The sequence below is a fragment of the Occallatibacter sp. genome, from assembly GCF_049510455.1.
Classification (GTDB): Bacteria; Acidobacteriota; Terriglobia; order Terriglobales; family Acidobacteriaceae; genus Telmatobacter.
Genome location: NZ_JBEKYX010000010.1, coordinates 39,826 through 63,386, shown reverse-complemented (window position 1 = coordinate 63,386; position 23,561 = coordinate 39,826). Strand labels below are relative to the sequence as shown.

Sequence of the window (23,561 nt, the reverse complement as noted above, 5' to 3'; positions counted from 1 at the left end):
TAGAAGAGTGGGGAATTATGCCGCTATGTGATTGTTTTTGTGTAATTTACCGGTGATTTACAGTGTTTACTAATTGATTATCATGAGTGGTTACTTTTGAGGGGACACCCTCGAAAAAAAAATTTCTGGGCTGCCTTGAAAGAGCTACGGCCCGAATCCTTTTTGGGATTCGGGCCGTGGCTCTTTCTTATGCTGATTCTGAGTAAAGCATAAATGGGGTTAATTGCATGCAAAGTTTCTGAAGGAGGTGGGGTTACGAAAGGGTGGTGGACTTTGGTAATGACGAAGGACTAGGGACAAGGGAAAAGAGCAGTTCTCCTCTTGCTGTGGAGCGATCCCAGCCTGGCCGCAAAAACAAATACGCGGCCAGGGTGGGGTGCCCGAACTTTATATCTTCGGGGAAGATGCTTTAGAAACAAAGCAAACAACTGAGAGCTGAAAGCGGATGGCTGCCTTTACGACTTCTTCCCCGCCTTGTAGCTGCTCTGGATCTTCTGTCCCGCCGAATCCAGAATGCTCTTCGCATCGGCCGCATACGGCCCGGTCGGCGCAAGCTCAAGGTACTTCTGGTAAGCCTCCGCGCAGCCCGGAGGCAACACGATCTTGTTCGTCTTCGAGTCCACCGTCGCATTCCCCACCAGGCCCTGGCCCTTGAGGTAATAGAGCAGCGGATTGGTCGGGTCCGCGGCGATCGCCTTATCCGCAGCAGCCACCTGGGCCGCCGTATTGCCCGTCTGGTAGTAAATCACCGCCTGATTCTTGAGATACACCGCCGCGCCTTTGGGATTGGCCTGCGCTGCCGTGTCATAAGCAGTCGTTGCCTGATCCACCTTACCCGTGCGCGCATACAGCTCACCGAGTCCGCTCTGCGACAGGCCCTGAACCTCCAGGTTCGGCTTCTTTGAGCCCGCCTCCATCTCCAGCGCCTTCTTGAACGCAGCCTCGGCCTCGTCGTACTTCTTCAAGCCCAGCTTTGCCTGGCCCAGCCGCGCAAAGATAATCGAAACATCCGTGCGCGTTCCGGCCGCGGTTGCGTCCTTCTGCATCATGGTTTCCACGTCGGTGAACTTCGCCGTCTTGATTTCGCCCACCTTGGCGTCAATGGCCTGCTTGGTAGCTCCAGCGCCCAGCTCCTGTTTCGCTGTCTCCGACGCGGCATCGGCATCTTTGATGTCCTGTACCACTACGCCAAGATCCGTGTTGAGCTGCTTGATCAGCGTATTGGCTGCGACTGCAGAGGAATTTTTCTTCTTTATATCCTCAAGTTGCTTCTGCTGGTCCGCGGAAAGCTTCTTAATGTAGTCCGGACGGCTCAGGTCGAAATCCTGCACTATCGTCTGACCCGCCTCAATCTTTATGTTGTCAAACTGGTCGACAACCTTGTCTTTCGTCGTGGTGGGGTCACGATAGAGCACGGTGTAGGTGCCCGGAGCCGCGTCACCCGAATAGTCGCCGTCGGCGTTCACCGGGAAGGTGTACTTATCGCCCGAGCTGTCGATCCTGAGGCTCACTGTGCCGTTGCCCTGCGCTGTGCCCACCGGATTGGTAACGTGTCCGTGAATCTTGCCCGCCGGACTGGCATTCTGCGCCATCGCCGGGGTCAGAGCCAGGCCTAACAGGCCGAGGCCCAATATAAGAATCCGCTTCATAGTGTTTCTCCTTGGCAGGCAGCGGCGCCAGCGCCACTTACCCAGATATCAAAACCGGTATCCGCCCCGCGCTCTTCCGTTCCTCGCAGTTGCTGCCAACGCATCCCGATAGAGACGCGTCTGTAGCACTGCTCAAGGTAAATCAATCCCCGCGCCCACTACAAGAGCGCGCCGTATTCCGTGTCTCGCATCACGCCATAAAATAGCTGCATGGCCGAAATCACCATCCGTCCAGCCCGCCGCGAAGATGTCCCGCTTATCCTGCGATTCATCCGCGCACTCGCCGTCTACGAGCGCGAGCCGGATGCCGTCGTCGCAACAGAAGAGACTCTGCTGGCGCACGGCTTCGGCTCCAATCCCTACTTTCACTGTATTCTCGCCGAGCTCGACGGCTCGCCCGCCGGCTTCGCCTTCTATTTCTTCGATTACTCCACCTGGCTTGGAGCGCCGGGGCTTTATCTCGAAGACCTCTTCGTCGATCCGGCTTTCCGCGGCCTGGGTCTGGGCCGCGCGCTCCTTGAGCGCCTTGCGCAGATTGCCCTGGAGCGCGGCTGCGCCCGCATGAAGTGGGAGGTCCTGGACTGGAACACGCCCGCCATTGACTTCTACCGCACCATGGGGGCCGAATTTCTGGATGCGTGGCGCAACGCCGGCCTCAGCGGCGATGCTCTCAAGCGCCTGGCTGGGCAAGAGGTTTCCGTGATTTCGGAGCCAATCTCATGAAGATTCGAGTCATTGGCGGTGGACTTGCCGGCCCTGAAGCCGCACTCACCGCCGCGCGCCTCGGCTGCCAAGTCGATCTCTACGAGATGCGCCGCATTGTGGATGGCACGCCGCTTCTCACGCCTGCGCACCAGACCACGGAATTCGGCGAGCTCGTCTGCTCCAACTCGCTCAAGAGCGAGTCACCCAACACCGCGCCGTGGCTTCTCAAAGAAGAGATGCGCCGCTTCGGCTCGGCCCTGCTGAAAATCGCCGACGAAACCGCCGTTCCCGCAGGTCACGCCCTCGCCGTCGATCGCGTCGAGTTCTCCCGCCGTATTGCAGACGCCATTGAAGCTGAGCCGCGCATTCGCGTGATTCGCGAAGAAGTGACTTCGCTCGATTCCGATGAGCTGACGATTATTGCCAGCGGCCCGCTTACCTCAAATGCGCTCAGCCAGGAGATTCTGCGCATTACCGGGTCCGAGCACCTTGCCTTTTACGACTCCATCTCGCCTATCGTCGAGGCCGACTCCATCGACATGGACCGGGTGTACTTTGCCGCACGCTGGGACAAAGGCACCGCCGATTACATCAACTGCCCCTTCACCCGCGAGGAATACGACCGCTTTCTCGACGCTCTCCTCAGCGCTGAAGCCGCGCAGGAAAAGGAGTGGGAGAAGCTGGATTATTTTGAAGGCTGCCTGCCGATCGAGGTTCTGGCGAGCCGTGGCCGCGATACTCTCCGCTTTGGCCCTATGAAGCCTGTCGGCCTCACCGATCCGCGAACCGGCAAGTGGCCTTACGCAGCCGTCCAGCTCCGCAAAGAGAATCTCCGCGCCGACAGCTACAACCTTGTCGGCTTTCAGAACCACCTCAAGTACGGCGAACAGGCCCGCATTCTTCGACTCATCCCCGGCCTTGAGAACGCGAAGTTTCTGCGCTACGGGCAGATTCACCGCAATACCTACATCTGCGCTCCCGCGTTGTTAGATGAGACACTTCGCCTTCGCCAACGGCCTGGTATCTTGTTCGCGGGACAGATTTCGGGCGTCGAGGGCTACACCGAATCCATTGCCAGCGGCATGCTTGCCGGTCTGTACGCGGCGCGCCTTGCTGCCGGAGCCGAACCTGTGCCGGTTCCACGCTCCACTGCTCTCGGCTCGCTGGTTCACTACATCACTCATGCCGATGCCAAGGGTTTTCAGCCAGCCAACATTACCTTTGACCTGCTGGAGCCGCTTGAAGAAGAGCTTCGCCAGAAGGTCCGCGACAAAAAAGAACGCCGCCGCATTCAGTGCGAACGCACTCTTGCCGCCTTTGACGCCTGGAACGCTATGCAGCTCCAAAATGCCTGAAAGACCGCTGGGAACCTTTCGCACCTCCGCAGTGTCCAACGTAAGAAGCATCACCTTGTCCTACGCTGTACCCTTAAGGTTGGAGTTCCTCATGCGTTTGTTTGCCATCCTCGTCTGCGCTGCCACACTCACCGTCGCCCAGGCGCAGGCAGCAGCGCCCAAGGCGCAGCCCGCCCCACAGGCAGCCGCACAGTCGCCCGAGAAGCCGCTACTGCCCTCTGCCTTTGACGGCTGGGTTGCAAGCGAGGCTCCAAAAAACGTCTCCGATCCTGCGCAGATTGACTCCGCCAACGCCGCTGCGCTCAAGGAGTACGGTTTCGAGAGCGGCATGACGGCCACTTACAAGCGCGACGACGAGACTCTTGCCGTCAAGGCGCTGCGCTTTCCGGATGTCAGCGGCTCGTTTGGCGCATACGGGTTCTATCGCGATGCCAAGTGGCCCAAAGAACAGATCGGCTCCGGCGCAGTCTCCAATGGCAACCACGTGATCTTCTGGCGCGGAGCTATCGTCATCGACGCAACCTTCTCCAAGGTTCATCCCGAATCCGCTTCCGAACTGCGCGAACTCGCCGACACGCTGCCCACACCTGCGGGCAATAAGGCGCTGCCTCCGCCGATTCTTTCCCTGCTGCCAAAGTCCGACCGCGAGGATCAGACCGCGCATTACGTCAAAGGGCCGGATGGCTTTGCGCTCATCCCCAGCAAGGGCCTTGAAGGGCTGAGCCCGCATTACACGCTTGGGCCGGCGGGTTACACAGGCTCCGGCGGCGTGCTGCCGGCAAGCCTTATCGGCTTTGACCGGGATGCGGAAGCCGTTACCGCGAGCTACGCGCTCTCCTCCGGCCCGGCCACGCTTACCCTCATCTCCTACCCCACTGCGCAGATTGCCACTGCTGCCGAAGCACAGATTCGCGCCTATATCCAGTCCGGCGGCAAGGGACAGACACCGTTTACCAAGCCTCTTCAGGATTCCGACCAGGCCTCGCTTGAGGTACGCCGCACCGGCCCCATCGTAGCCTTTGTCAGCGGGGATGCCATTCCCGACGACAGCCACAAGCTGGTCCAGAGCGTCCACTACTCCTCTGACCTGACAAGGATGCCCATGCCCGGCATCTCCGATGTGGCCAAAACCAGCTCCCTGCTCTACAACATTGCCATGTTTGTGATGGTTGTGGGCGGCGCTGCGGTCTTGCTGGGGCTGTTCCTTGGCGGCGGTCGTGCAATCTACCGCATTGCGCGCGGCAAGCCCGCCTCCTCCATGTACGAGGCCGAGTTCACCAGCCTCCATCTGCGCGAGTAGTCGGCGCTATTCGACTTCGAGCACCAGGCATTTGAGGTATTCGGTCTCCGGCAGGTTCAGGACGACTGGATGGTCCTCGGCGGCCATGTGCCGCTCTTTCACAATGACACGGCGATGCGCATCGGCAGCGGCTGAGGCTATGGCGCCTTCAAGAGCTGCCCAGTCCACATGGTGTGAGCAGGAGCAGCTCACCAGCAGGCCTCCGGGCCGCACCATTTTGAGCGCGCGCAGGTTGAGCTCCTTGTAGCCGCGCAGTGCGCCTTCTACGGCACGGCGTGTCTTGGCGAAGGCCGGCGGATCAACCACGATTGCGTCGAAGGTTTCCCTGGCGTCCGACCAGTCGCGCATGAGATCGAAGGCATCGGCGGCGATCCAATCCACTTCAGCCTGAATCACGCTACGGTTTGCTTCGAGGTTCCTTTCCGCAATCTCAAGCGAAGCATGCGAGACATCCACGCCCGTTACGCGCTGGCAAACCCGCGCCAGATGCAGGGCAAAGCCACCCTGGTAGGTGCAGACATCGAGAGCGCGGCCCGTCGCCCCGAGCATTCGCGCCCATGCCGCCGCGACGGCATAATTCTGACGCTGATCCAGAAAAGCGCCGGTCTTCTGCCCGGCGTTGGCGTCGAAATGAAATGCCAATCCATTGAGGCGAAAGCTCGCCTGGGTCGCTGGAGTCTCGGGACTGGCGGCCCACAGAGGCGCGAGTGAAGGAACGGAGAGCCCTTCCAGCTCACGGATGCGTGGATCGGGCCGTTCCAGAATCGAGGCGGGCTGCAGCTCCCTGCGCAGCACCCGCACGCAGGCCTCACGGATTTCAGCCGAGTCCAGGCCGCGTGCCAGAAGTTGCAGAATCACCAGGTCGCCGTATTTGTCCACCACCAGCCCGGGCAGCTCATCTGCCTCGCTGAAGCAGAGGCGGCAGGCGTTGGTGCTTTCGCTTAGCATCGGCAGACGTCTTTGTACTGCCGTACGCAGCCGCTGCTCCAGCTCTCCGAGCCACTCTTCGAGGCTGATTGCCGCGCGGCTCACCATGCGCAGCGCAATCTGCGAGGACGGGCTATAGAGCGCTGTGCCCAGCAGCAACCCGCGGTTGTCGGCTACTGGCAGCAGCGCGGGAGTTTCGCCCTCACCAACCGAGATCGACTCCACATCCGAGGCGTAGACCCACACGTGGCCCTCGCGCAGCCGATCCGAGGCGCGGCGGCTTATTTTCGCGCCCTGCGTGAGCGCGGGCGCTGACGGGAGCGCGGTTTGTGCCGGTTTTTCCTGTTTTTTGCGTCGTACCGCAGGCTGTTTTTCGCGTGCCATTTCGTCCTCGACTCATCCTACCAAGCTGATTTGGAGATGCCTCTTTACAACAAGGGGAATATAATGAATTATGGCGACCCTTCGGCAGCCCTTGACTTCGGATGAGACCGGCATTCCGCCAGCGTCTCAGGGAAATTCCGGGCCGCGTTCTGTAACCAAACCCAATCCCGACACCTATACACAGGAGCGGATCAACGAGCGCTTTGAAGCGCTGGTCCGCCATGTGCAAGCCAATCGCCCCACAGAGGATAGCGCGCTCATCCGCAAAGCGTGGGCCTTTTGCGTTACGCATCACGCGGGCCAGATGCGCGCCTCCGGCGAGCCTTTCATCATTCATCCGCTCGAAGTGGCGGAAGTTCTCGCCGAGATGAAGCTTGACGCCACAGCCATTGCCGCCGCACTGCTGCATGACGCCGTGGAAGACACGCCCGCCACCAGCGAGGAGATTGCCGCAAGCTTTGGCGACCAGGTGGCACACATTGTGGACGGCGTCACCAAGATCGACAAGATTCAGTTTGCCAACCGCGAAGACCGCCAGGCTGAGAACGTGCGCAAGATGCTGCTGGCCATGGTCACCGACATTCGCGTGGTTCTCATCAAGCTGGCTGACCGCCTGCACAACATGCGCACTCTTGAGCACCTCAAGCCGGAGCGGCAGGAGGCTATCGCTCGCGAGACGATGGACATCTACGCGCCGCTTGCGCATCGCCTCGGCATGGGCAAGGTTCGCGGCGAGCTTGAGGATCTGGCCTTTCGCTACACCGACCCGGTGAGCTACGAGCAGATGAGCACTGAGGCCGAGTCGCGCCGGGACGAAGGCGAGCAATTCCTGCGCACGGTGGAAGACACGCTGGTTGAACAGCTTCGCGAAAACAACGTTGAAGCGCGCGTCGAGTGGCGCATCAAGCGTCTTTATTCCATCTTCCAGAAGATTCAGCGCTCCAAAGTCAGCTTCGATCAGGTCTACGATTTTCTCGCCGTTCGCGTCATCACGCAGGATCTAGCCGCCTGCTACGCGGTCTTCGGCCTGATTCACACGCTCTGGCGTCCTGTGCCCGGCCGCATCAAGGACTTCATCGCCATGCCGCGCGCCAACCGCTACCAGTCTCTGCATACCACGGTGATAGGTGAGGGCGGACACCAGTTTGAAGTGCAGATTCGCACTGAAGAGATGCACCGGATTGCCGAGGAAGGCATTGCGGCGCACTGGAAGTACAAGGCTCGCGAGGGTTCGATCACCACGCGCGATGAGGAGCGGCTCAACTGGATTCGCCAGCTTGTGGAGTGGCAGAAAGAGATGACCGATCCCAACGAGTTTCTTTCGAGCCTGAAGATGGACCTCTATCCGGATGAGGTTTACACCTTTACGCCGAAGGGTAAGGTGGTTGTGGTCCCGGCAGATGGCACGCCGGTGGATTTCGCTTACACGATTCACACGGATGTGGGCCACACCTGCGTTGGCGCAAAGATCAATGGGCGGATGGTGCCGCTCCGGACGAAGCTCCGCACGGGCGACATTGTTGAAATCATCACGCAGAAGGATCACAAACCCAGCCGCGACTGGCTTACGTTTGTTAAAAGCCCGCGCGCCCGCAACAAGATCAAGCATTGGCTGAATGAAGATCAGCGCGTGCGCGCAGTCGATATTGGACGCAAGCTGCTGGAGCGCGCGGCGAAAAAATTCAAGGTTCCGCTCAGCCAGGTTACGGATTCCGATCTCAGCCGCATTTCAAATGAGTATGGCGTGGCGACCGCTGCCGATCTGCTGGCAACGCTTGGCCAGGGCAAGCATTCCGCGCACCAGATTCTGAATAAACTCGCTCCGGGCTATGCCGATGCGCAGGAAGCCGAGCCGGTGGTTGAGCCCAAGCCTGGTGAAGGAGGCATGTCGGACACTGTCCGCAAGCTGCACCTTACGGGCTCGGACTCACTGGAAGTGGAGGGCCAGAACGATCTGCTCGTTTACCGCGCGCGATGCTGCAATCCGATCCGCGGCGAGGAGATTGTGGGCTATGTTACGCGCGGCAAGGGCGTGGCAGTGCATGCGCGCGGCTGCCCCAACGTGCAAAACCTGCTCTATGAAAGCGACCGGCGCATCAATGTGGAGTGGGCGCGAACGCCAGACCAGCAGACCTCCCAGTTGCAGCGCTTCCCGGTGCGCGTCACCATCTATTGCGACGATCGCGCCGGTATGTTGAAGGAGCTGACCGCCGTGATCTCCGATGACAACACGAACATTCGCAGCGTTGACACACGACAGACCGACGATGGCGAGGCTATTGTCGAGTTTGTTGTGGATGCTGAGGATGTGCGCCATCTGAACAAGATGGTTCTCGGCCTGCGCCGGGTTCCCGGCGTGCGCACGGTACAGCGCAGCCAGCAAATCTAAGGCTTCGCCAATACCTGTTTCGCAATTGTCATGAGCTGCATGTTTGAGGTGCCTTCGTAGATCTTGCCTACCTTGGCATCGCGGTAATACTTTTCGGCTGGATAATCGCGCACGAAGCCGTTGCCGCCGTATATCTCCACACATTGGCTTGCCACGCGCTCCGCGACCTGCGAAGCGAAGAGCTTTGTCATGGCGGCCTCTTTCACGTATGGCTTGCCCGCATCCTTGAGCCGCGCGGCGTTATAAACCAGCAGCCGTGCCGCTTCGATGTCGGTGGCCATTTGCGCCAACGTAAACTGCACCGCCTGAAACTCCGCAATCGCCTTGCCGAACTGCTTGCGCTCCAGCGCGTAGCGGGCTGCGTGACGCCATGCGCCTTCCGCCAGTCCGAGCATCTGCGCGCCAATGCCGATGCGGCCCTCATTTAGTGTCTCAATGGCGATCTTGTATCCCTTGCCTGCTTCGCCGAGCACGTTTGCGGACGGCACTTCGCAGTTATCCAGAATCAGCTCACAGGTGCTGCTGGCGCGGATGCCGAGCTTGTCCTCTTTGCGGCCCACGGAAAGGCCTGGCGTTCCCTGCTCAACTACAAAGGCCGTGATGCCGCGATAGCCTGCCGTGGGATCGATGGTGGCAAAGACGATAAAGAGCCCGGCTTCGCGCGCGTTGCTGATCCAGAGCTTGCGTCCATTCAGCCGGTAACCGGCGGGGGTGGCCTCGGCACGCGTCTGCAAGGCAAATGCGTCCGAGCCTGATCCTGCTTCGCTGAGCGCATAGGCTCCAATTGTGTCCGCGGCGAGCCTGGGAAGCCACGTTCGCTTCTGCTCGTCGCTTGCCCAGCGGCGCAGCGCATTCACCACCAGCGTGTTGTGTACATCCACCAGCACGGCTACGGCAGGATCGACGGTTGAGATGGCCTCAATCGCCAGCACAGCGTCAAAGAAGTTACCTGCCGCACCGCCATAGGCCTCGGGAACCTCGATTCCCATGAGGCCAAGCTCGAAGATTTTCTGCACAATCGCGGGAGCCATCTTCTGCTCCTCGTCCATTGCGCGGACATGGGGCGCAATGGTCTCTTCGGCAAACTGCCGGACGGTGGAATAAAAGAGATTTTCGTCTTCACTAAGCTGTGTAAGCGGGCCTGCGTGGGACTGAGTCAAGCGGTACATACCTCTGGATTCGGAGTTTATCAAAGGCATCGTGAACTTCGCGGGCAATGAAAAAGGCAGGCGCTTGTTGAACGCCTGCCTTTGAGGTTGCCGGATACCTTCTAGTTGATGGTAAATGTCAGAGGCGGAATCGAAGTTGCCGTTATCGTAGCGTTCACTGAATCCTGTCCCATGAAGGTGATGGTATAAGTTCCCTGCGGAGGATTCGTCACTGCATCATTTGGATTGCTGTTTCCGCAAGCCGTGAGCGACAGTCCCAGAGCGGCCAGCGCAATTATGCATGCCAATCCGCGCAGCTTGCGCGACGAGCGTCCAAGGAAGCCCGCCAGCAGAAGACCTGCCAGCGCAAGCCCCGCCGGAAGCGCGCCTCGGTTGCTGTTGTTTGCCGCCGCCTTGATCGTCTTGCCCGCATGTGGAATTACATGCAAACCGCGCTTCGCCAGTGCCGCAACCCCAGCGGCGGTCGTGCAATCCGCCGCATTCGTATCCAGAATGATGTCTCCGGTTACGGCTGAAGTATTGGATACCACGATGTTACCGCTGGAGGTAGTTCCATTGCCGTTTTCCACACAGAGATTTTCCAGCGCGTTGTCATTGGAGGTGGAGAAGCCCAGCACTATCGTACCCGTATACCCACCCGCGGGAGTTACGACAAGCGGCGCTGTTCCCATCGATCCCTGGGCAACTGTCAGAGAGGAAGGGCTGAACGCCATTGTGAATGTACCCGTTCCGGAGCTGGTGCCCTGGACATTGACTGTCGTACTTCCCGTGGATGCGCCGAATGTCGTACTGGCCGGGAAGCTGGCCGTGACGGTATACGAGCCCGCCGTAGTGAAGGTGTTATTGAACGAAGCGGTGGCCGCTGAACCGCTGGTTGTCAGCGGATATGAGGTTGCCGTGCCGCCATTGATCGAGACGCTCACAGATCCCGCAGGCACGGTGGTTCCGCTGGCCGCGGATACCGTAATGGTGAAGGTATCGCTGACATTCACCAAGGGCGCTGTGTTCGAGGCTGTAATCGTCGTTGTGGTGCCGATCAAGGTAGATGTGCTTTCAGGCCATGCCGTCACCAGGTTGTTCAGGTTGAGCGAGCCAAGTCCTGTCACCAGGTCATAGCCGGTTCCGGCGGAGTAGCCGCCGCTGCCGGGGCAGCCCGATTCCGTACACTTGTTGGTGCCTGAGGTCACGTCATGGAAGGCAGTGCCATACGTGGCGGAGTTTGACGCCAGCGTGTACAACTGCGTGTTTGCGAGACCCTGACCCGTGGTGTACCCCTTGGCCTGATTCAGGATTGCCAACTCGCCGGCAAAGATCGGCGCGGCAAAGCTGGTGCCGCCGGCAATGTTGAAGAAACCGGTAATGGAATCGTAGAACTCAAACGCGCCATTGGTCTCGCCACAGCTCGCTTCCTGACCCTGCTCCCAGTCGCTCGTGTCGCCGGTGCAGAACAGGTAGCCGGGATAGTCCGGCGATGCATAGAGCGCAATGTCGGGCACCAGGCGCCATTGGCTGCTGGGGTTTGCTTCACCCGTAGCGGTGAAATAAGCGGTTTGCCAACTGGGTTGAGCCGTCAGGATACTGATGCCGCCTCCGCTGGCACTGACGCATGATAAGGAAGCCGTGCAGTCGGGGTTATCGGTCTCATTTGTGTTGATCGCATCGTCGTTCCAGGCGATCTCAGGAATGTAGGAGAGCGCACTGGTGAGAGTAACGCCACTGCTCGAGCTTGGCGCGGCCCAATACGTTCCCACAGCGTCGTCCGCCGCGGTGATCTCCGTGCCGCCCACACCGGTTACATACGCGCTGCTGGCCGGGTAGCTTACCGCCAGCCCGTCCTGCAGCGTGGTGGAGAGATCCGTGTCTGCATAGCAAGCCGTGGCGCCTGAATCACCCGAGGCCGCAATCACCGTCTGGCCCTGCGACATTGCCTGCTGGCCCCAGGACTCAAAGGTGGTGAAATCGCTTTGATCGATTGCCGGTTCGCACGAACCGTAGCTGATGCTGATAATGTTGCCGATATTGTTATCTACGGCATACATGTAGGATTGGAAGACGCCTAAATTAGAGCTGGGGCCTGTGTAGACAAAGTTGATGGTTGCTCCCGTGGCTATCGCGCCGGAGTATTCGACGTCCAGGTCGCTCTCACCTTCGTCGCCGTCCGGCTCGATTGTGGACGGACCTGTATTGGGAACCAGCGTCATGGTCGGGTCTTTGACTGTAAGGCCCGCCGCCTGCTGAAAGTTCTCAATGTCGCTAACTTGAATGGCTGACTGACCCATGATGGCAATGGTCTGGCCTGTGCCGTTATTTCCCCCACTGATGAGCGGGTTAATGTCGTAGGCTACCTTGATGTCGCCGGGCGCGAAGAAGACGTCCTCATCGCCACTGGAATCGGTCACGGAATATAGAGGCTTGACGGGCTTTGCCGACAGCTTTCTATGAACCATCATCGACCGCGGCTTGAAGTCATTGAGGTTGAGCACGCCGGAAACCATGGGAGCTATGGCGGCGGGAACCGAAAGCGCGGTGGAAGGAGCTATATGCTTGACGCCGGCCAGCTTGTAGTAGTGCATCTCGGTGGCGAAGGTCTGCTCCACGCTTCCAACCGTACCCGAGAAGTGGATTGCATTGCGGCTGCGGCTAATCGAGTCTACGGCGAATCCCTGCTGTTCAAGCCAGGTCTGCACCTTTTGCAGGTCCGCATCGGCTACCCCAAAGCGCGCCGCAAACTGGTCCGGCGTGAGCCACTGATGGAACTGCGGCGAACCCGGCGTCTGCTGCGCTCCGATGAGCGTCTGCAGATTTGCCTCCTGCGCCGCCGAGCGCTTGAAGAAGATGGTGACATCTGTCAGTCGAGTACCGGCGGGGACGCGGCCGGCATCGAGTTGGGCAAGCGCCAGAGGGTGCTTTGAACCTGGAATCACGGATTGTTCGCTGCTGTTGATTTCCGCTGGAATGCGTACCGCAGGACTCTGGGCAACCAACGCACCAGCCGTTAGAGCCAATGCTGTAATTGCACACCAGACCCGCAAGCGGGGCTGAAGCTGCCTCTGCTGAAACAATGCATCTATGATCTTCATGGGATTTTTCCTTGTGGCCTTACCGTAGATGGAGAGGGGCTTACGTTGAGCCCGTACGATCTATCTGGAGTCCGCAGCCGAACGGATTCAATAGCACAGACCTTCATTCAGCTACTTCTTTTGGGAGATACAGCAGAGCAGACCGCAATCCCCCGAATAAATAGACTCATCTCCGGGAACAAAGTTGTGGTGAGTCATTTTTTTGCCACCGCTGCACCTCAAGCGAAGGCCGGAAAACGCCTCCTTATTCTACTATCCGCAGGTTCACCTTAGCGTTGCCTCTGGCCACAAACCGGTTGGAGCGCCAGGCGATGGCCAGCTTTTCGCCGCGCAGCAGCTTGCGAATCTGCCCACGGGCATGGTCCGCCCAGGGGCCGTTACGGTCCAGCCGCACGTAGGTCTGCCAGTGGCGCAGCGCGCTGCGCCGATCGCCCTTGCACTCATAAGCGAGCGCCAGATTATAGTGCGCGTCAGCGTATTTGGGAGAAAGCACAACAGCCTGGCGGTATGCTTCGATGGACTCGTCGGGCCGGTCCAGCTCATCCAGCACGTTGCCCAGATCAAAAAAGGCCAGCACATACTCCGGATCGGCCTGCGTGGCGCGGCGGTAGAGGTCCTCTGCGCGATCGTATTTGCGCAGATGAAAGTAGATGGTGCCGAGATTGATATAGGCCGGAGCGTAATCCGGGTTCGAAACGATGATCTCTTCGTAAATCACCATCGCCTGGCGCTTCTCACCGGCTTCCTCGGCTTGAACAGCGGCCAGGAAACGGGTCTGTACGGGCGATGCGCTGGTGCGGCGAAGCGGCTGCGGGGCCTTGACAGCCTCCTTGCCGGGAACATGCTCAAAATCAAAGACAAGCTGGCGGCGGATGGGATCCACGATGGCGCCGAGATGCCGGAAGACGATCTGCCTGCCGGCGCGGACGGCGGTTGCCTCCTGCAGCGGATTCGCCATTCCCGAGACAGCCTGCATGGCTGCAATGGAGTGACGAATCGAGGAAGCCGACACGTCGTCGGCTCGAAGCGAGCGCAAAGTTCGCAACTGGCCGAGATCCTGGATGGTGTAGATTTCGCGTGCGTCTATCAGTCCGGCGCGTTCCCAACCCTGAAGCTGATGCGGTGTGATCTGAAGAATCCGCAAAACGTCGTGGCGGCTGAAGTTCTGGCAAGCGCTGAGTACAGCGGCACCTGCCTGACTCACTTGACCTGGGCGGCTAAGGTACTGGCTCACTTGTCTTTGCTCCCCTGGTTTCGTCTGGCGCGACCGAATCTCGATTACGATCTTCGCTCCGCCTGGGCATTGCGTGGATCAGGAGGAACCGCTCTTGCTGCGATTATGCCAAGAATAAGCGTGGATAAGCTGTCCTGAATTAAGACTGAGCAAAAAAGCCGGTGGATAACAGTACCTGATTTGGTTCACAAACCCGGCCAGGCCGTCACCGGAGAGCCTCCGTCCACTCCTGTCTGGCGCGCGCCATCATGGCGTCGCGGTCCTCGGGCAGAATCCAGCGCTGATGGATCAGTTCATCGACAGCACGGCCGTAACGGGTTAGATAATCTTCTTCGCCGGTATACCGCTCCGCAATGGAGAGGCGTGGATCGCCGGTTTTCTGCCGCTCCCCGGCGTTTTTTGGAAAGGCGATCCATGAGCCTTCAAATGCGAGCCGCTCGGTGGGCGCTCCGATGGAGGGATCGCGCAGATTCCAGCCGGTGATCGTGGCGAGCGGGACTGTGATCTCCGGGAGGCGGACTCCGTCTTTTTCGTTGCCGTCGGAATCCACTTGAGGAACCAGAATCGGGAAGGCTGCGCTGACTTTGGGCGGTTGGACGGTGGTAATTCCCTGCTTCCACTCGGGTCCGAAATCCAGATGGACGGCTCCGTTGGCTTCATGCGGGAGATTCACGCCGGGCAGCTTTGGGAAGGCCCATTTTTCAAGAGGCGCGAGCGTTCCGTCTGCGATGCGCGGGTAGCTGCTGGGTGGCGGCTCAGTGCCGCTGCGCACCCAGGCATCCATATTCGCGATCATGGCGCGCCAGAAGTAGCGGACGGCGAGCGGCGATTGCGGCTCCTGTCCATCGCCGTCGCCCTTGCCGATGGCCGGCGGCCAGGGGCCGGAGAAATGCTGCAGGCCGGTGAAGTGGTAGATGCGGACATTGCTGGAGATTGTTGCGTCATGCTTGCCGTCCGCGGCGATGTGGATCAGGGCTGCGGCGCGACCCCAGTATTCATAGGAGGTATTGGAGAAGAATATCTTTGGGACGGTCTTGTCTGCGACTGGGCGGTCGAGCAGGCCGGCCTTTACGCCGGTGGCTGGGTCTGTCTCCGGCTCATCGGTAAAGGGGAAGATGTCTACCGGATAGAAGACCGACGATGTGGGTTGCGCGTCGCGCGAGGGCTGCGCGAAACGGTAATTGAAGTTGCCGCGGCCGGCTCCAGCTACGTGGGCGAGCACTCCATCGAGCGCGATGCGGCCTTCTTCATCCGTGTTGAAGCCCTGGTAGAGGAAGTCGCGGAGGAAGCGGCCGTTCTGCGAGATGCCTTCGCCGTAGACGCGTTCGGCTGGCGTGAGCGCATTGGGATCGTGCTTGGCCCAGGAGGCAAAATCGCGGAAGGCTGCAAAGCTGCCGCCTGCAACGACTGGATCGGAGGCTACGTAGACGTACTCGTAGATTTTGCCGGGTTGAAATCCACCGTCGAGATGAATGAAGCGGTCGCCTGGGACGAGTTTGCCATCGACGGTATGCGCGAACTGCCACTGCAAACGAGGGATAAGCTGGCGCGGGGCGTTTCGGGAGTCGCGCACGGTGAGCGTGTTGCGAGCGTCGCCTGGCGCGCTGACTGGATACTCGGTGCCGCCGATGGTGCCGCCGGTCAGGTGGCCGAGCGGAATTTCTTCCATGGGCTTGGAGAGCATCAGGTCTCCGCGTACGAGGCCTGTGATGGTTTTGCCGTTTTCCCTGGCAATGGGCGCGTGAAAGGTGAGGGCACCGGCGCCTGCGGCGTCCCATTGCCAGCCGAGGGTCACGAAGGTGAAGCCCTGGCGGAGGAGCCATGCGTCTCCGCCATCTTTGGCGATGTTCCAGTCGCCGCCATCGATGAGGCGGAGGATGCCGCTACGGCCGCGGTTGGGATTTTCAAGCAGCAGCGAGCCGTTGCCAAGCTTTGGATTCTTTGGCTGGATGGCTATGAAGTCGGCTGAGAACTCGACTTCGCCGTTGCGAAGATTTACCGCATTTTTGAGGTCCACGATGGCGGCGTTGTGTGGATTGTTGACGGGAACGGAGAAGTAGATCGTTCCCACGATCCGCTCGTATGCGCCTGCCGCGCCGAAGACTTTTCCGTCCAGCACATCTTCCCGCGAGGCGATTTCCACGCGCTCCACGCGCGCGGAGAGAGTTTTTGCAAAGAGCGCAAAAAGCAGAGCGGAAATCAGCACGGGGAGCAGGCAGGAGAGCTTGCGGAACATGCACGGAGGCTACCACATACGCCTTTATGCAGGGGCAGATGCGGTTGAATCCATGCGTTGTAAGGGATGGAGCCGACGGTCAGACTTGAACTGACGACCTGCTGATTACGAATCAGCTGCTCTACCAGCTGAGCTACGTCGGCGCGCTCTCCTGATTGTATCGTTGGCTGCTGTTTCGGTAAAGTTGTGACTCGATAGTTTGGTTCGTCTCTCTTTTGTCGAAAGGGGAACGCCTTGCCCGCGCAGACCATTCTTGGACAGTCCGTGCTGCTTGCTTTTCGCATCGCCCTGGTGTGGGCGGGAGGAATTCTTTTTGCGGTGATTGTGAGAGCCGTGCTGCCGGACAATCTCGGCTTCGTGATCCACTCGAAAGGGACCGGCATTCTGCTTCCGTTCAGCCGCGTGGCTTTCTGGACGTGCATCTGGGCGGCAATCACGGTGACGGTGCTGGTGGTGATTCGATCGATGCTGATCGATTTCGGGATTCGGACGCAGCCGTAAAAAGCGATTGGCTCTTATACTGCATACACTATGCAAGACGATCTGAATGAAGAGTGGCGCAGGATCTCTGAGCACTATGCGCAGATGTACGATGGCGAGCTGATGAGGCTTGCCAGCCGGTACTCCGACTTGACCAATGTGGCAAAGGAGGTTCTGCGCGTCGAGATGCTGAAGCGCGGGCTGGGCGATCCGACGAAGCCGGCTGAGGTGCAGCAGGATTCAGGGCGATTGCGGTTTGAGCGTGGTGTTGAGCTGGATGGGCGCGAGGAACGCAACGACGATGTTGAAGGCGGCGAGATGCCGCATGAGTACACGTGGAAGACGGATTTGTGCGAGTGCGAGACTCGCGAACAGGCTTGGCAGATCGGGACGGTGCTTGGCCGCGCGAAAATAGAAAGCTGGTTGTTCGATCCTGAGCGCGACTTTGCTACTCGGTTTCTTGGTCGAACTCCCTTTCGAGTTATGGTTGCTGCGGATCGGCTTGAGGAGGCGCGGAAGATTATCGCGCAGCCGATTCCGCAGGACATTCTTGACGAGCTACAGACGGAGGTTCCTGCTTACGTGATACCGAAGTGTCCGGCCTGCGGCGCTCCTGACCCGACGCTGCTTGAAGACGAGCAGTCGAATCGTTGGAGCTGCGAAGTTTGCGGTAAAGAGTGGACAGAACTTGAGAAGCTTCCGGATGAGGCTGTGTGAGTGAAAAATTTGGCTTAGAAACGGAAAGAGCCGCCCCGGCAATGGGCAGCTCCTTCCTCAGGGAGAATAGTTCCAACGGAGGCAAGGCCATCAGAACTTTCTGGCTGCATAGTAGGGTTGCGCGAAGGGCGTGTCAAGGATAATTCGAAAGCTAAATATAGTATTTATTATCAATGGCTTACGCCAATTACAAATTTTGAGGCGGCGCGCGGGTCCCACTAAACTCTTCGCCTTTTATTCTATTGAATTTGTTGGGTTTTGCGGGTATTTTCGGGGGTTTTTGTCCTTTTTTCCACAGCATTTCCACCCCATTTCGACCGCGCTCGCTGAAATGAACAGCGCGGAGAAAATTGCAAGCCCCCTGGTACCTGGATTGGCACGAGACTATCGGGCCGGCCAGGGGGGTGGGACTGACGTGAGACAGTTTGCACCATTTCTGGTGCAGCAGGATGGAGCCGGGTGCTGGGCGCACCTTTTGGTGCTGGTGCAAGCGAAAAGCAAAAACAGGTACTTCACTCCGCCGAAATGCGGCTATTTTCAGGATCACAACTTTGTGGGGAGTTGGCGGGAGCGCTATCCCAGGTCCGAACATACTCACCTTTGCCCTTCAGGGGGCGGCGGCGGCGAAGATTTTTACTTTCGCGGGTGAGGCGATTCAGGCTAGAATCCGGGCATTACTCCGGGGTATGTTTCGAAATCCTACAACTCACGTTAGCCGACTCACCGTAGTCTGAGGAAACCGTTCATGCGGCGCCGTACGTTTTTTTGCTTTGTTCTGTTGCTGGTTGCCTTCATCGCTGTTCCGCTGACTGCCCGCGCGCAGTTCCACGATCCGACAAAAGAAGAGCTGTCGATGACCTCGGACCCGAAGGCGCCGGGAGCGGCGGCGGTGTATCTGTACTTTGAACAGAAGACGGACGACGACCTGCACTATCGCAGCGTGTATGCGCGGATCAAGGTGCTGACGGAGAAGGGCAAAGATCTGGCGACTGTGGAGGTGCCGTACACGCACGGCGAGCAGAAGGTGACGGACATCAAGGCGCGGACGATTCATGCGGACGGGACGGTGGTTCCGCTGGAGGGCAAGCCGGGAAGCAAGCCGGAGGATTTGCTGGCGATGAAGGTGTTGACCAGGGATGGGGTGAGCCAGATTGCGAAGCGTGTGATCAACTTGCCGAGCGTGGAGGTGGGCAGCATTCTGGAGTACCAGTACACGATTCGCTATGACGATAATGCGTTTTCGTCGCCCTGGTGGGATATTCAGAAGGCATATTTCGTACACCAGGCGCACTACATGTTTATGCCATTCAAGGCATTCCAGAAGGGATCGAACGCGATCACTTCGCGCTATTTGATTGATTGGCGTGGACGGCCGCTCAATACGCTGATGTGGTGGCCGCTGCTGCCGGCGGGCGTGAATGTTTCCCAGGATGGGACGGGGAGATTTTCGCTGGATCTGAGCGATATTCCGCCGGCTCCGCATGAAGCCTTTATGCCGCCTATGGATGCATTTTTGTACCAGCTGTACTTCTATTACATGTCGGCGACCAATGCGGGGGATTTCTGGAACAGCGAGGCGAAGCTGTGGTCGAAGGATGTGGATCACTTTGCCGAGCCCACAGGGGCGATCAAGACAGCGGTGGCGGGAATTGTAGCGCCGGGAGACAGCGATCTGGACAAGGCCCACAAGCTGTACAAGGCAGTACAGGCGCTGGACAATACGGATTACTCGCGGGCCAGGGGTAAGGCAGAGCTGAAGGCGATGGGGTTGAAGCCGGCCAAGCGGGCTGAGGATACGTGGGCGCAGAAAAGCGGATCGAGCCAGGACATTACACTGCTGTACCTGGCGATGCTGCGGGCTGCGGGGCTGACGGCGTACGACATAAAGGTGGTAAACCGCGCCAGGAATCTATTTCAACCTCGGTATCTCAGGTTCGAGCAGCTGGACGACGATCTGGTGATTCTTTCAACGGGTGGCAAAGAGTATCTGCTGGACCCTGGTGAGAAGATGTGCCCATTTTTGACCGTGAGTTGGACGCACGAGCTTGCGGGCGGTGTTCGGCAGAGCGCGGATGGGCGTGCCGCAACAGTGACGCCCGCTTTGCCTTATATGAAAAATACAATGACGCGAATTGGCGATGTAACGATTGATGCGAATGGCGCGATGACGGGCAGCATTCGATTTTTGATGACAGGCCAGGAGGCGTTGCGCTGGCGGCAGATGATGCTGGAGACGGACGAGGAAGAGGTCAAGAAACGATTCGACCAGATGCTGCCAGGCGAAATGCCGGAGGGAACGCAGGCGCATCTGGATCACTTTCTGGGGATGGATGACCCGGAGGTGAATTTGATGGCGATTGTGAAGGTGGAGGGAACGCTGGGCATGCAAGCGGGTAAACGACTGTTGCTGCCGGGCTTCTTTTTTGAATCGCGGACGCGGCAGCCATTTGTGGATGAGGACAAACGGCAAGCGCCGGTGGATATGCACTATGCGAGTACGATAGCGGACCAGGTGACATATCATCTGCCGGCGGGATATACGGTAGAAGGCGCGCCGAAGGATTCCAACATTCCGTGGTCACCTAAAGCGCAGCTTGTGACGAAGATCACGCAGGACGAGGGAAAAATTGTTGTTGTGCGGCAATTGACACGGGGATTTGCGGTGCTGAAAGCGGACCAGTACCAGGATCTGCGTGGTTTTTATGAAAAAGTGGCTGCGAACGATCAGCAGCAAGTGGTGCTGGCAAAAGTAGCGGTGGCACAGAAATAGTCGACCGTGGATGAGGGGCAGCGTATGGGGAATTGGCGCACAGACTTGAAGATGGCGGTGCTGGGGCTGGTGTTTGTCACGGTACTGCCGGGGTGGACGTCAGTTGCCTGGGCGAAGGAAAAGCCGATGCCAGCGCCGGACTGGGCTGTAGAGGCGGCGAAGACGCCGACGCCTGTGGTGGCAACAGCGACGAATGCGCCGGCGGTGATTCTCTTTGACGAATACAAGATTACGGTGGACGAGCAGAATCGCGCGGTGGAGCTGCGGCGATTTGCTGTGCGGCTTTTAAAACCGCAAGGACGCGAGTATGGGCACTGTTATGCCTTTTATGACACGGATGAGAAGCTAAAGAACTTTCATACGTGGACGATTGCGGCAGATGGAAAGCAGTTCCAGGCCAAGGATGAGGACTACAGCGACCAGGGGCTGGCCGAGGCATCGATACTGCAGTTTGACGCGCGGGTGCGGGTGGTGAATCCACCGGGCGCGGACCCCGGCGCGGTGGTGGCTTGCGAGACGGAAGTGCTGCTGCAGCCATATATCCACGAAGAGAACTGGGCAATCCAATACGATGTGCCGGTGGTGCATGAGGCGATGGAGCTTTCGCTTCCCGCAGGCGGTCACTATGCGGATAGCTGGCGCGGCTATCCGGCGGTGAAACCGACCGAGACGGGGCCGAACCAACTGCGGTGGGAGATTACGAATATGCCGGGGCTGGACCTGGCGAGGTTTCGTTCCACTCCGCCGTGGTCTGCGCTGGCGGCGCGGATGAGCGTGAAGTGGGGCGATCTGGCGGTGAAGGGCACCGACAACCAATGGCTGGCGCTGGGAACGTGGGAGAGCGGGCTGCAGACGCATCGTTTTGATCCGACGCCGGAGATTACGGCCAAGGCGCAGGAACTGACGGCGGGCGCGCCGGACCTTTACACGAAGCTGGAACGCATTACGGACTATGTCCAGAAGAACATCCGCTACTTCATTGTGGTGAAGGGCATTGGCGGAATGCAGGCGCACTGGGTGGCGGATATTTACCGCAACAAGTATGGCGACTGCAAGGACAAGACGACGCTGCTGATCTCGATGCTGCAAGCGGTGGGCGTGCAGGCGCACTACTTTCATGTGAACAGTGAGCGCGGAGTGATTGATCCGAAGGAGCCTTCACTGATTGGGAACCACATGATTACGGCGATTGAGCTGCCCGCTGGCGAGAATGATTCCCGGTTGCTGGCACGGGTCAAAACGGCACAGGGTAAGACACTGCTGATCTTTGATCCGACGGATGAGTGGACGCCGGTGGGACTGCTGGACGGCGATCTGCAGGGAGCTTATGGCGTGCTGGCCGACGGAGCGAACAGTCAGATATTGCAGATGCCGGTGCTGCCGGCGGAAGCCGAGGGGCTGACGCGGCAGGGCAGCTTTACGCTGGCGGATAATGGCGAGCTTACCGGAGTGATTCGCGAGCGGCGCACGGGCGACGATGCACAGCGGGAACGGATGTTTATCAAGCGCTCCGATGCAAAGGAAGTGCATGAGGAACTGGAGCGGCGGCTGGGTGCGGATTTGCCTGGACTGGCGTTCAAGGATTATCAGTTTGCAGCGGTTACGGACCTGGAGAAGCCGCTGGACCTGACGGTGAAGCTAACGGCCGAGAATTATGCGCATACGGCTGGGCCGCTGCTGCTGTTGCGTCCGCGCGTGCTGGGATCGCACACGCATTCTGTGCCGGATGTGATGGAGGGCAAGACGCGGCTGTACCCGATTGTGCTGGGGCATCCGGGGACGTGGAAGGATTCCTTCGATATTGCGCTGCCGGCGGGATATGCGGTGGACGATACGCCGGAGCCGGTGAGCGTGGATGTGCAGTTTGCGAGTTATAAATCGACGGTGACGGCCAAGGGCAGCATGCTGCACTACGAGAGTGAATATGTGGTGCGCGATGTGGAGATTCCGCCGGGGAAGGCTGCGGAGTTTCGCAAGCTGGAGCAGGCGATTCTGATGAGTGAGAAGGGTGCTGCCGTTTTGAAGAAGCAATCAACGATGAGATGAATGGGCCGATGTGGACTTCCGTTCGCGGTTGAGTCAGAATCTCTATATGGGCAAGGACGCTGTCATCCAAGCGCTGCAACGGCACCAGCGAGAATTAAACGCTGGGGGGATTGTGCATCTGCGTCTGTTTGGCTCTGTGGCCCGCGATGAGGCGCAGGACAGTTCGGACATCGACTTAGTAGCCGATTTTGATCGCACGAAACGCTTCACGCTATTGAGCATGGCACGTCTGGAAAATCGGCTGAGCGATCTGCTTGGGGCCAAGGTGGATTTAGCGCCGGCGGATTCGTTGCGCGATCCCGTCCGGACGCGCGTTCAGCAAGAGGCTGTTCATGCCTTTTGAAGATGCATAGCCCCGTCCCTAACTTGATTCCTGTTTTGGAATTGGGCTTTCATCCTTGGGTGAGGGCTGTCCTATACTGCGACCAGAGTGGCGCTCTGCAGGCGCCTGGTCGCACTCGCTATGTGACCGTGGATTTCTTATAGATGGCCCAGGTATTTAAAAAACTCGAGGTAAGCGAGGCTCCGGTCATTCCGGATCGCTTGTATTTCAAGATTGGCGATGTAGCCCGCATCTGCGCCGTGGAGACGTATGTGCTTCGTTTCTGGGAGACGCAGTTTCCGCAACTGAAGCCCAATAAAAGCGGCACGGGGCAGCGGCTTTACCGGCGGCGCGAGGTGGAGCTGGCGCTTGACATCAAGCGGCTGGTGCATGCCGAGGGCTATACGATTGCAGGGGCCAAGCAGGTGCTGGATGTGGCTCCGCGACCGCAGGCGACGATGAAGGCGGCGCGGCAGGCTGGGCCGGCTGTTGTGGCTAAGTCTGTGAGCGAGCCGAATATGGCGGCTACGATTGGCCGGGCGAAGGCTGAGCTGAGAGAAATCCTCTCCATGCTGGACAGCGGAAGGCTGGGCAGCACGGATCAGGCGCCATCGCCGGGAGTGCCGCACCTGACTGTGCGGACCAAGGCCAAAATTCTGCGCGTCAAGACGGAGTGCGAGCCGCTGTTTCCGTTATAGAGATCAGTCCTCGGAGATCAAACAAACGGGGGCTAACGCCTCCGTTTGTTTTTGCGCTCGGCTGGACTAGCCCGCGCTGCCCGCGAATGATTCGTTGTGC

At 59.1% G+C, this 23,561-nt stretch carries 16 protein-coding genes and 1 tRNA gene; 10 read left to right on the top strand and 7 right to left on the bottom strand.

Annotated elements, in window-relative coordinates; all coding sequences use genetic code 11:
* Positions 1–455: 455 nt before the first annotated feature.
* Complete coding sequence (locus ABSG47_RS03470) at positions 456–1,649, bottom strand: tetratricopeptide repeat protein (RefSeq protein ID WP_424166424.1); 1,194 nt, start codon at positions 1,647–1,649, stop codon at positions 456–458.
* A gap of 210 nt (positions 1,650–1,859) precedes the next feature.
* Here ABSG47_RS03470 and ABSG47_RS03465 point away from each other — a divergent pair, with 210 nt between their 5' ends.
* The 3 genes from ABSG47_RS03465 to ABSG47_RS03455 all read left to right on the top strand — a co-directional run bounded on the left by ABSG47_RS03465 (position 1,860) and on the right by ABSG47_RS03455 (position 5,009).
* Complete coding sequence (locus tag ABSG47_RS03465) at positions 1,860–2,372, top strand: GNAT family N-acetyltransferase (protein WP_424166422.1); 513 nt, start codon at positions 1,860–1,862, stop codon at positions 2,370–2,372.
* Complete coding sequence (gene trmFO, locus ABSG47_RS03460; RefSeq protein ID WP_424166420.1) at positions 2,369–3,709, top strand: methylenetetrahydrofolate--tRNA-(uracil(54)-C(5))-methyltransferase (FADH(2)-oxidizing) TrmFO; 1,341 nt, start codon at positions 2,369–2,371, stop codon at positions 3,707–3,709. Before ABSG47_RS03465 ends, trmFO begins: the two co-directional genes overlap by 4 nt.
* Before the next feature lie 91 nt (positions 3,710–3,800).
* Positions 3,801–5,009, top strand: a complete 1,209-nt coding sequence (locus ABSG47_RS03455) for a DUF6599 family protein (RefSeq protein ID WP_424166417.1) — start codon at positions 3,801–3,803, stop codon at positions 5,007–5,009.
* A gap of 6 nt (positions 5,010–5,015) precedes the next feature.
* On the opposite strand, the gene ABSG47_RS03450 is transcribed toward ABSG47_RS03455, so the two are convergent.
* On the bottom strand, positions 5,016–6,320 hold the full coding sequence (locus tag ABSG47_RS03450; RefSeq protein ID WP_424166415.1) for a class I SAM-dependent rRNA methyltransferase: 1,305 nt from the start codon (positions 6,318–6,320) through the stop codon (positions 5,016–5,018).
* Between the two features lie 70 nt (positions 6,321–6,390).
* Between ABSG47_RS03450 and ABSG47_RS03445 the strand changes: the two genes are divergently transcribed.
* Entirely contained in the window at positions 6,391–8,709 is a 2,319-nt protein-coding gene (locus ABSG47_RS03445; protein WP_424166413.1) for a RelA/SpoT family protein, read from the top strand.
* On the opposite strand, the gene ABSG47_RS03440 is transcribed toward ABSG47_RS03445, so the two are convergent.
* The 5 genes from ABSG47_RS03440 to ABSG47_RS03420 all read right to left on the bottom strand — a co-directional run bounded on the left by ABSG47_RS03440 (position 8,706) and on the right by ABSG47_RS03420 (position 16,571).
* Complete coding sequence (locus ABSG47_RS03440) at positions 8,706–9,878, bottom strand: acyl-CoA dehydrogenase (protein ID WP_424166411.1); 1,173 nt, start codon at positions 9,876–9,878, stop codon at positions 8,706–8,708. The two genes, ABSG47_RS03445 and ABSG47_RS03440, sit on opposite strands and share 4 nt — an antisense overlap.
* 101 nt (positions 9,879–9,979) lie before the next feature.
* Positions 9,980–12,958, bottom strand: a complete 2,979-nt coding sequence (locus tag ABSG47_RS03435) for a protease pro-enzyme activation domain-containing protein (protein ID WP_424166409.1) — start codon at positions 12,956–12,958, stop codon at positions 9,980–9,982.
* Between the two features lie 244 nt (positions 12,959–13,202).
* Complete coding sequence (locus tag ABSG47_RS03430) at positions 13,203–14,192, bottom strand: tetratricopeptide repeat protein (RefSeq protein WP_424166406.1); 990 nt, start codon at positions 14,190–14,192, stop codon at positions 13,203–13,205.
* A 205-nt stretch (positions 14,193–14,397) separates the two neighbouring features.
* Complete coding sequence (locus tag ABSG47_RS03425; RefSeq protein ID WP_424166404.1) at positions 14,398–16,428, bottom strand: alpha/beta hydrolase domain-containing protein; 2,031 nt, start codon at positions 16,426–16,428, stop codon at positions 14,398–14,400.
* Between the two features lie 67 nt (positions 16,429–16,495).
* Positions 16,496–16,571 (bottom strand) — tRNA-Thr (locus tag ABSG47_RS03420).
* Positions 16,572–16,662: 91 nt separating this feature from the next.
* On the opposite strand from ABSG47_RS03420, the gene ABSG47_RS03415 reads away from it, so the two are divergent.
* The 6 genes from ABSG47_RS03415 to ABSG47_RS03390 all read left to right on the top strand — a co-directional run bounded on the left by ABSG47_RS03415 (position 16,663) and on the right by ABSG47_RS03390 (position 23,461).
* A complete protein-coding gene (locus ABSG47_RS03415; RefSeq protein ID WP_424166402.1) occupies positions 16,663–16,929 on the top strand; it encodes a hypothetical protein in 267 nt (88 codons plus the stop codon).
* Between the two features lie 30 nt (positions 16,930–16,959).
* Complete coding sequence (locus ABSG47_RS03410) at positions 16,960–17,625, top strand: putative signal transducing protein (RefSeq protein WP_424166400.1); 666 nt, start codon at positions 16,960–16,962, stop codon at positions 17,623–17,625.
* Positions 17,626–18,370: 745 nt separating this feature from the next.
* Positions 18,371–20,395 (top strand): DUF3857 domain-containing transglutaminase family protein, encoded by a 2,025-nt coding sequence (locus ABSG47_RS03405; RefSeq protein WP_424166397.1) that lies wholly within the window; start codon positions 18,371–18,373, stop codon positions 20,393–20,395.
* A 24-nt stretch (positions 20,396–20,419) separates the two neighbouring features.
* Positions 20,420–22,441: a DUF3857 domain-containing transglutaminase family protein gene (locus ABSG47_RS03400; RefSeq protein ID WP_424166394.1), complete on the top strand. Its 2,022-nt coding sequence runs from the start codon at positions 20,420–20,422 to the stop codon at positions 22,439–22,441.
* A 46-nt stretch (positions 22,442–22,487) separates the two neighbouring features.
* The gene (locus ABSG47_RS03395; RefSeq protein ID WP_424166391.1) at positions 22,488–22,784 is read left to right on the top strand and encodes a nucleotidyltransferase family protein; all 297 of its coding nucleotides are present in this window, start codon (positions 22,488–22,490) and stop codon (positions 22,782–22,784) included.
* Positions 22,785–22,927: 143 nt separating this feature from the next.
* On the top strand, positions 22,928–23,461 hold the full coding sequence (locus ABSG47_RS03390) for a MerR family transcriptional regulator (RefSeq protein ID WP_424166388.1): 534 nt from the start codon (positions 22,928–22,930) through the stop codon (positions 23,459–23,461).
* Positions 23,462–23,561 lie beyond the last annotated feature (100 nt).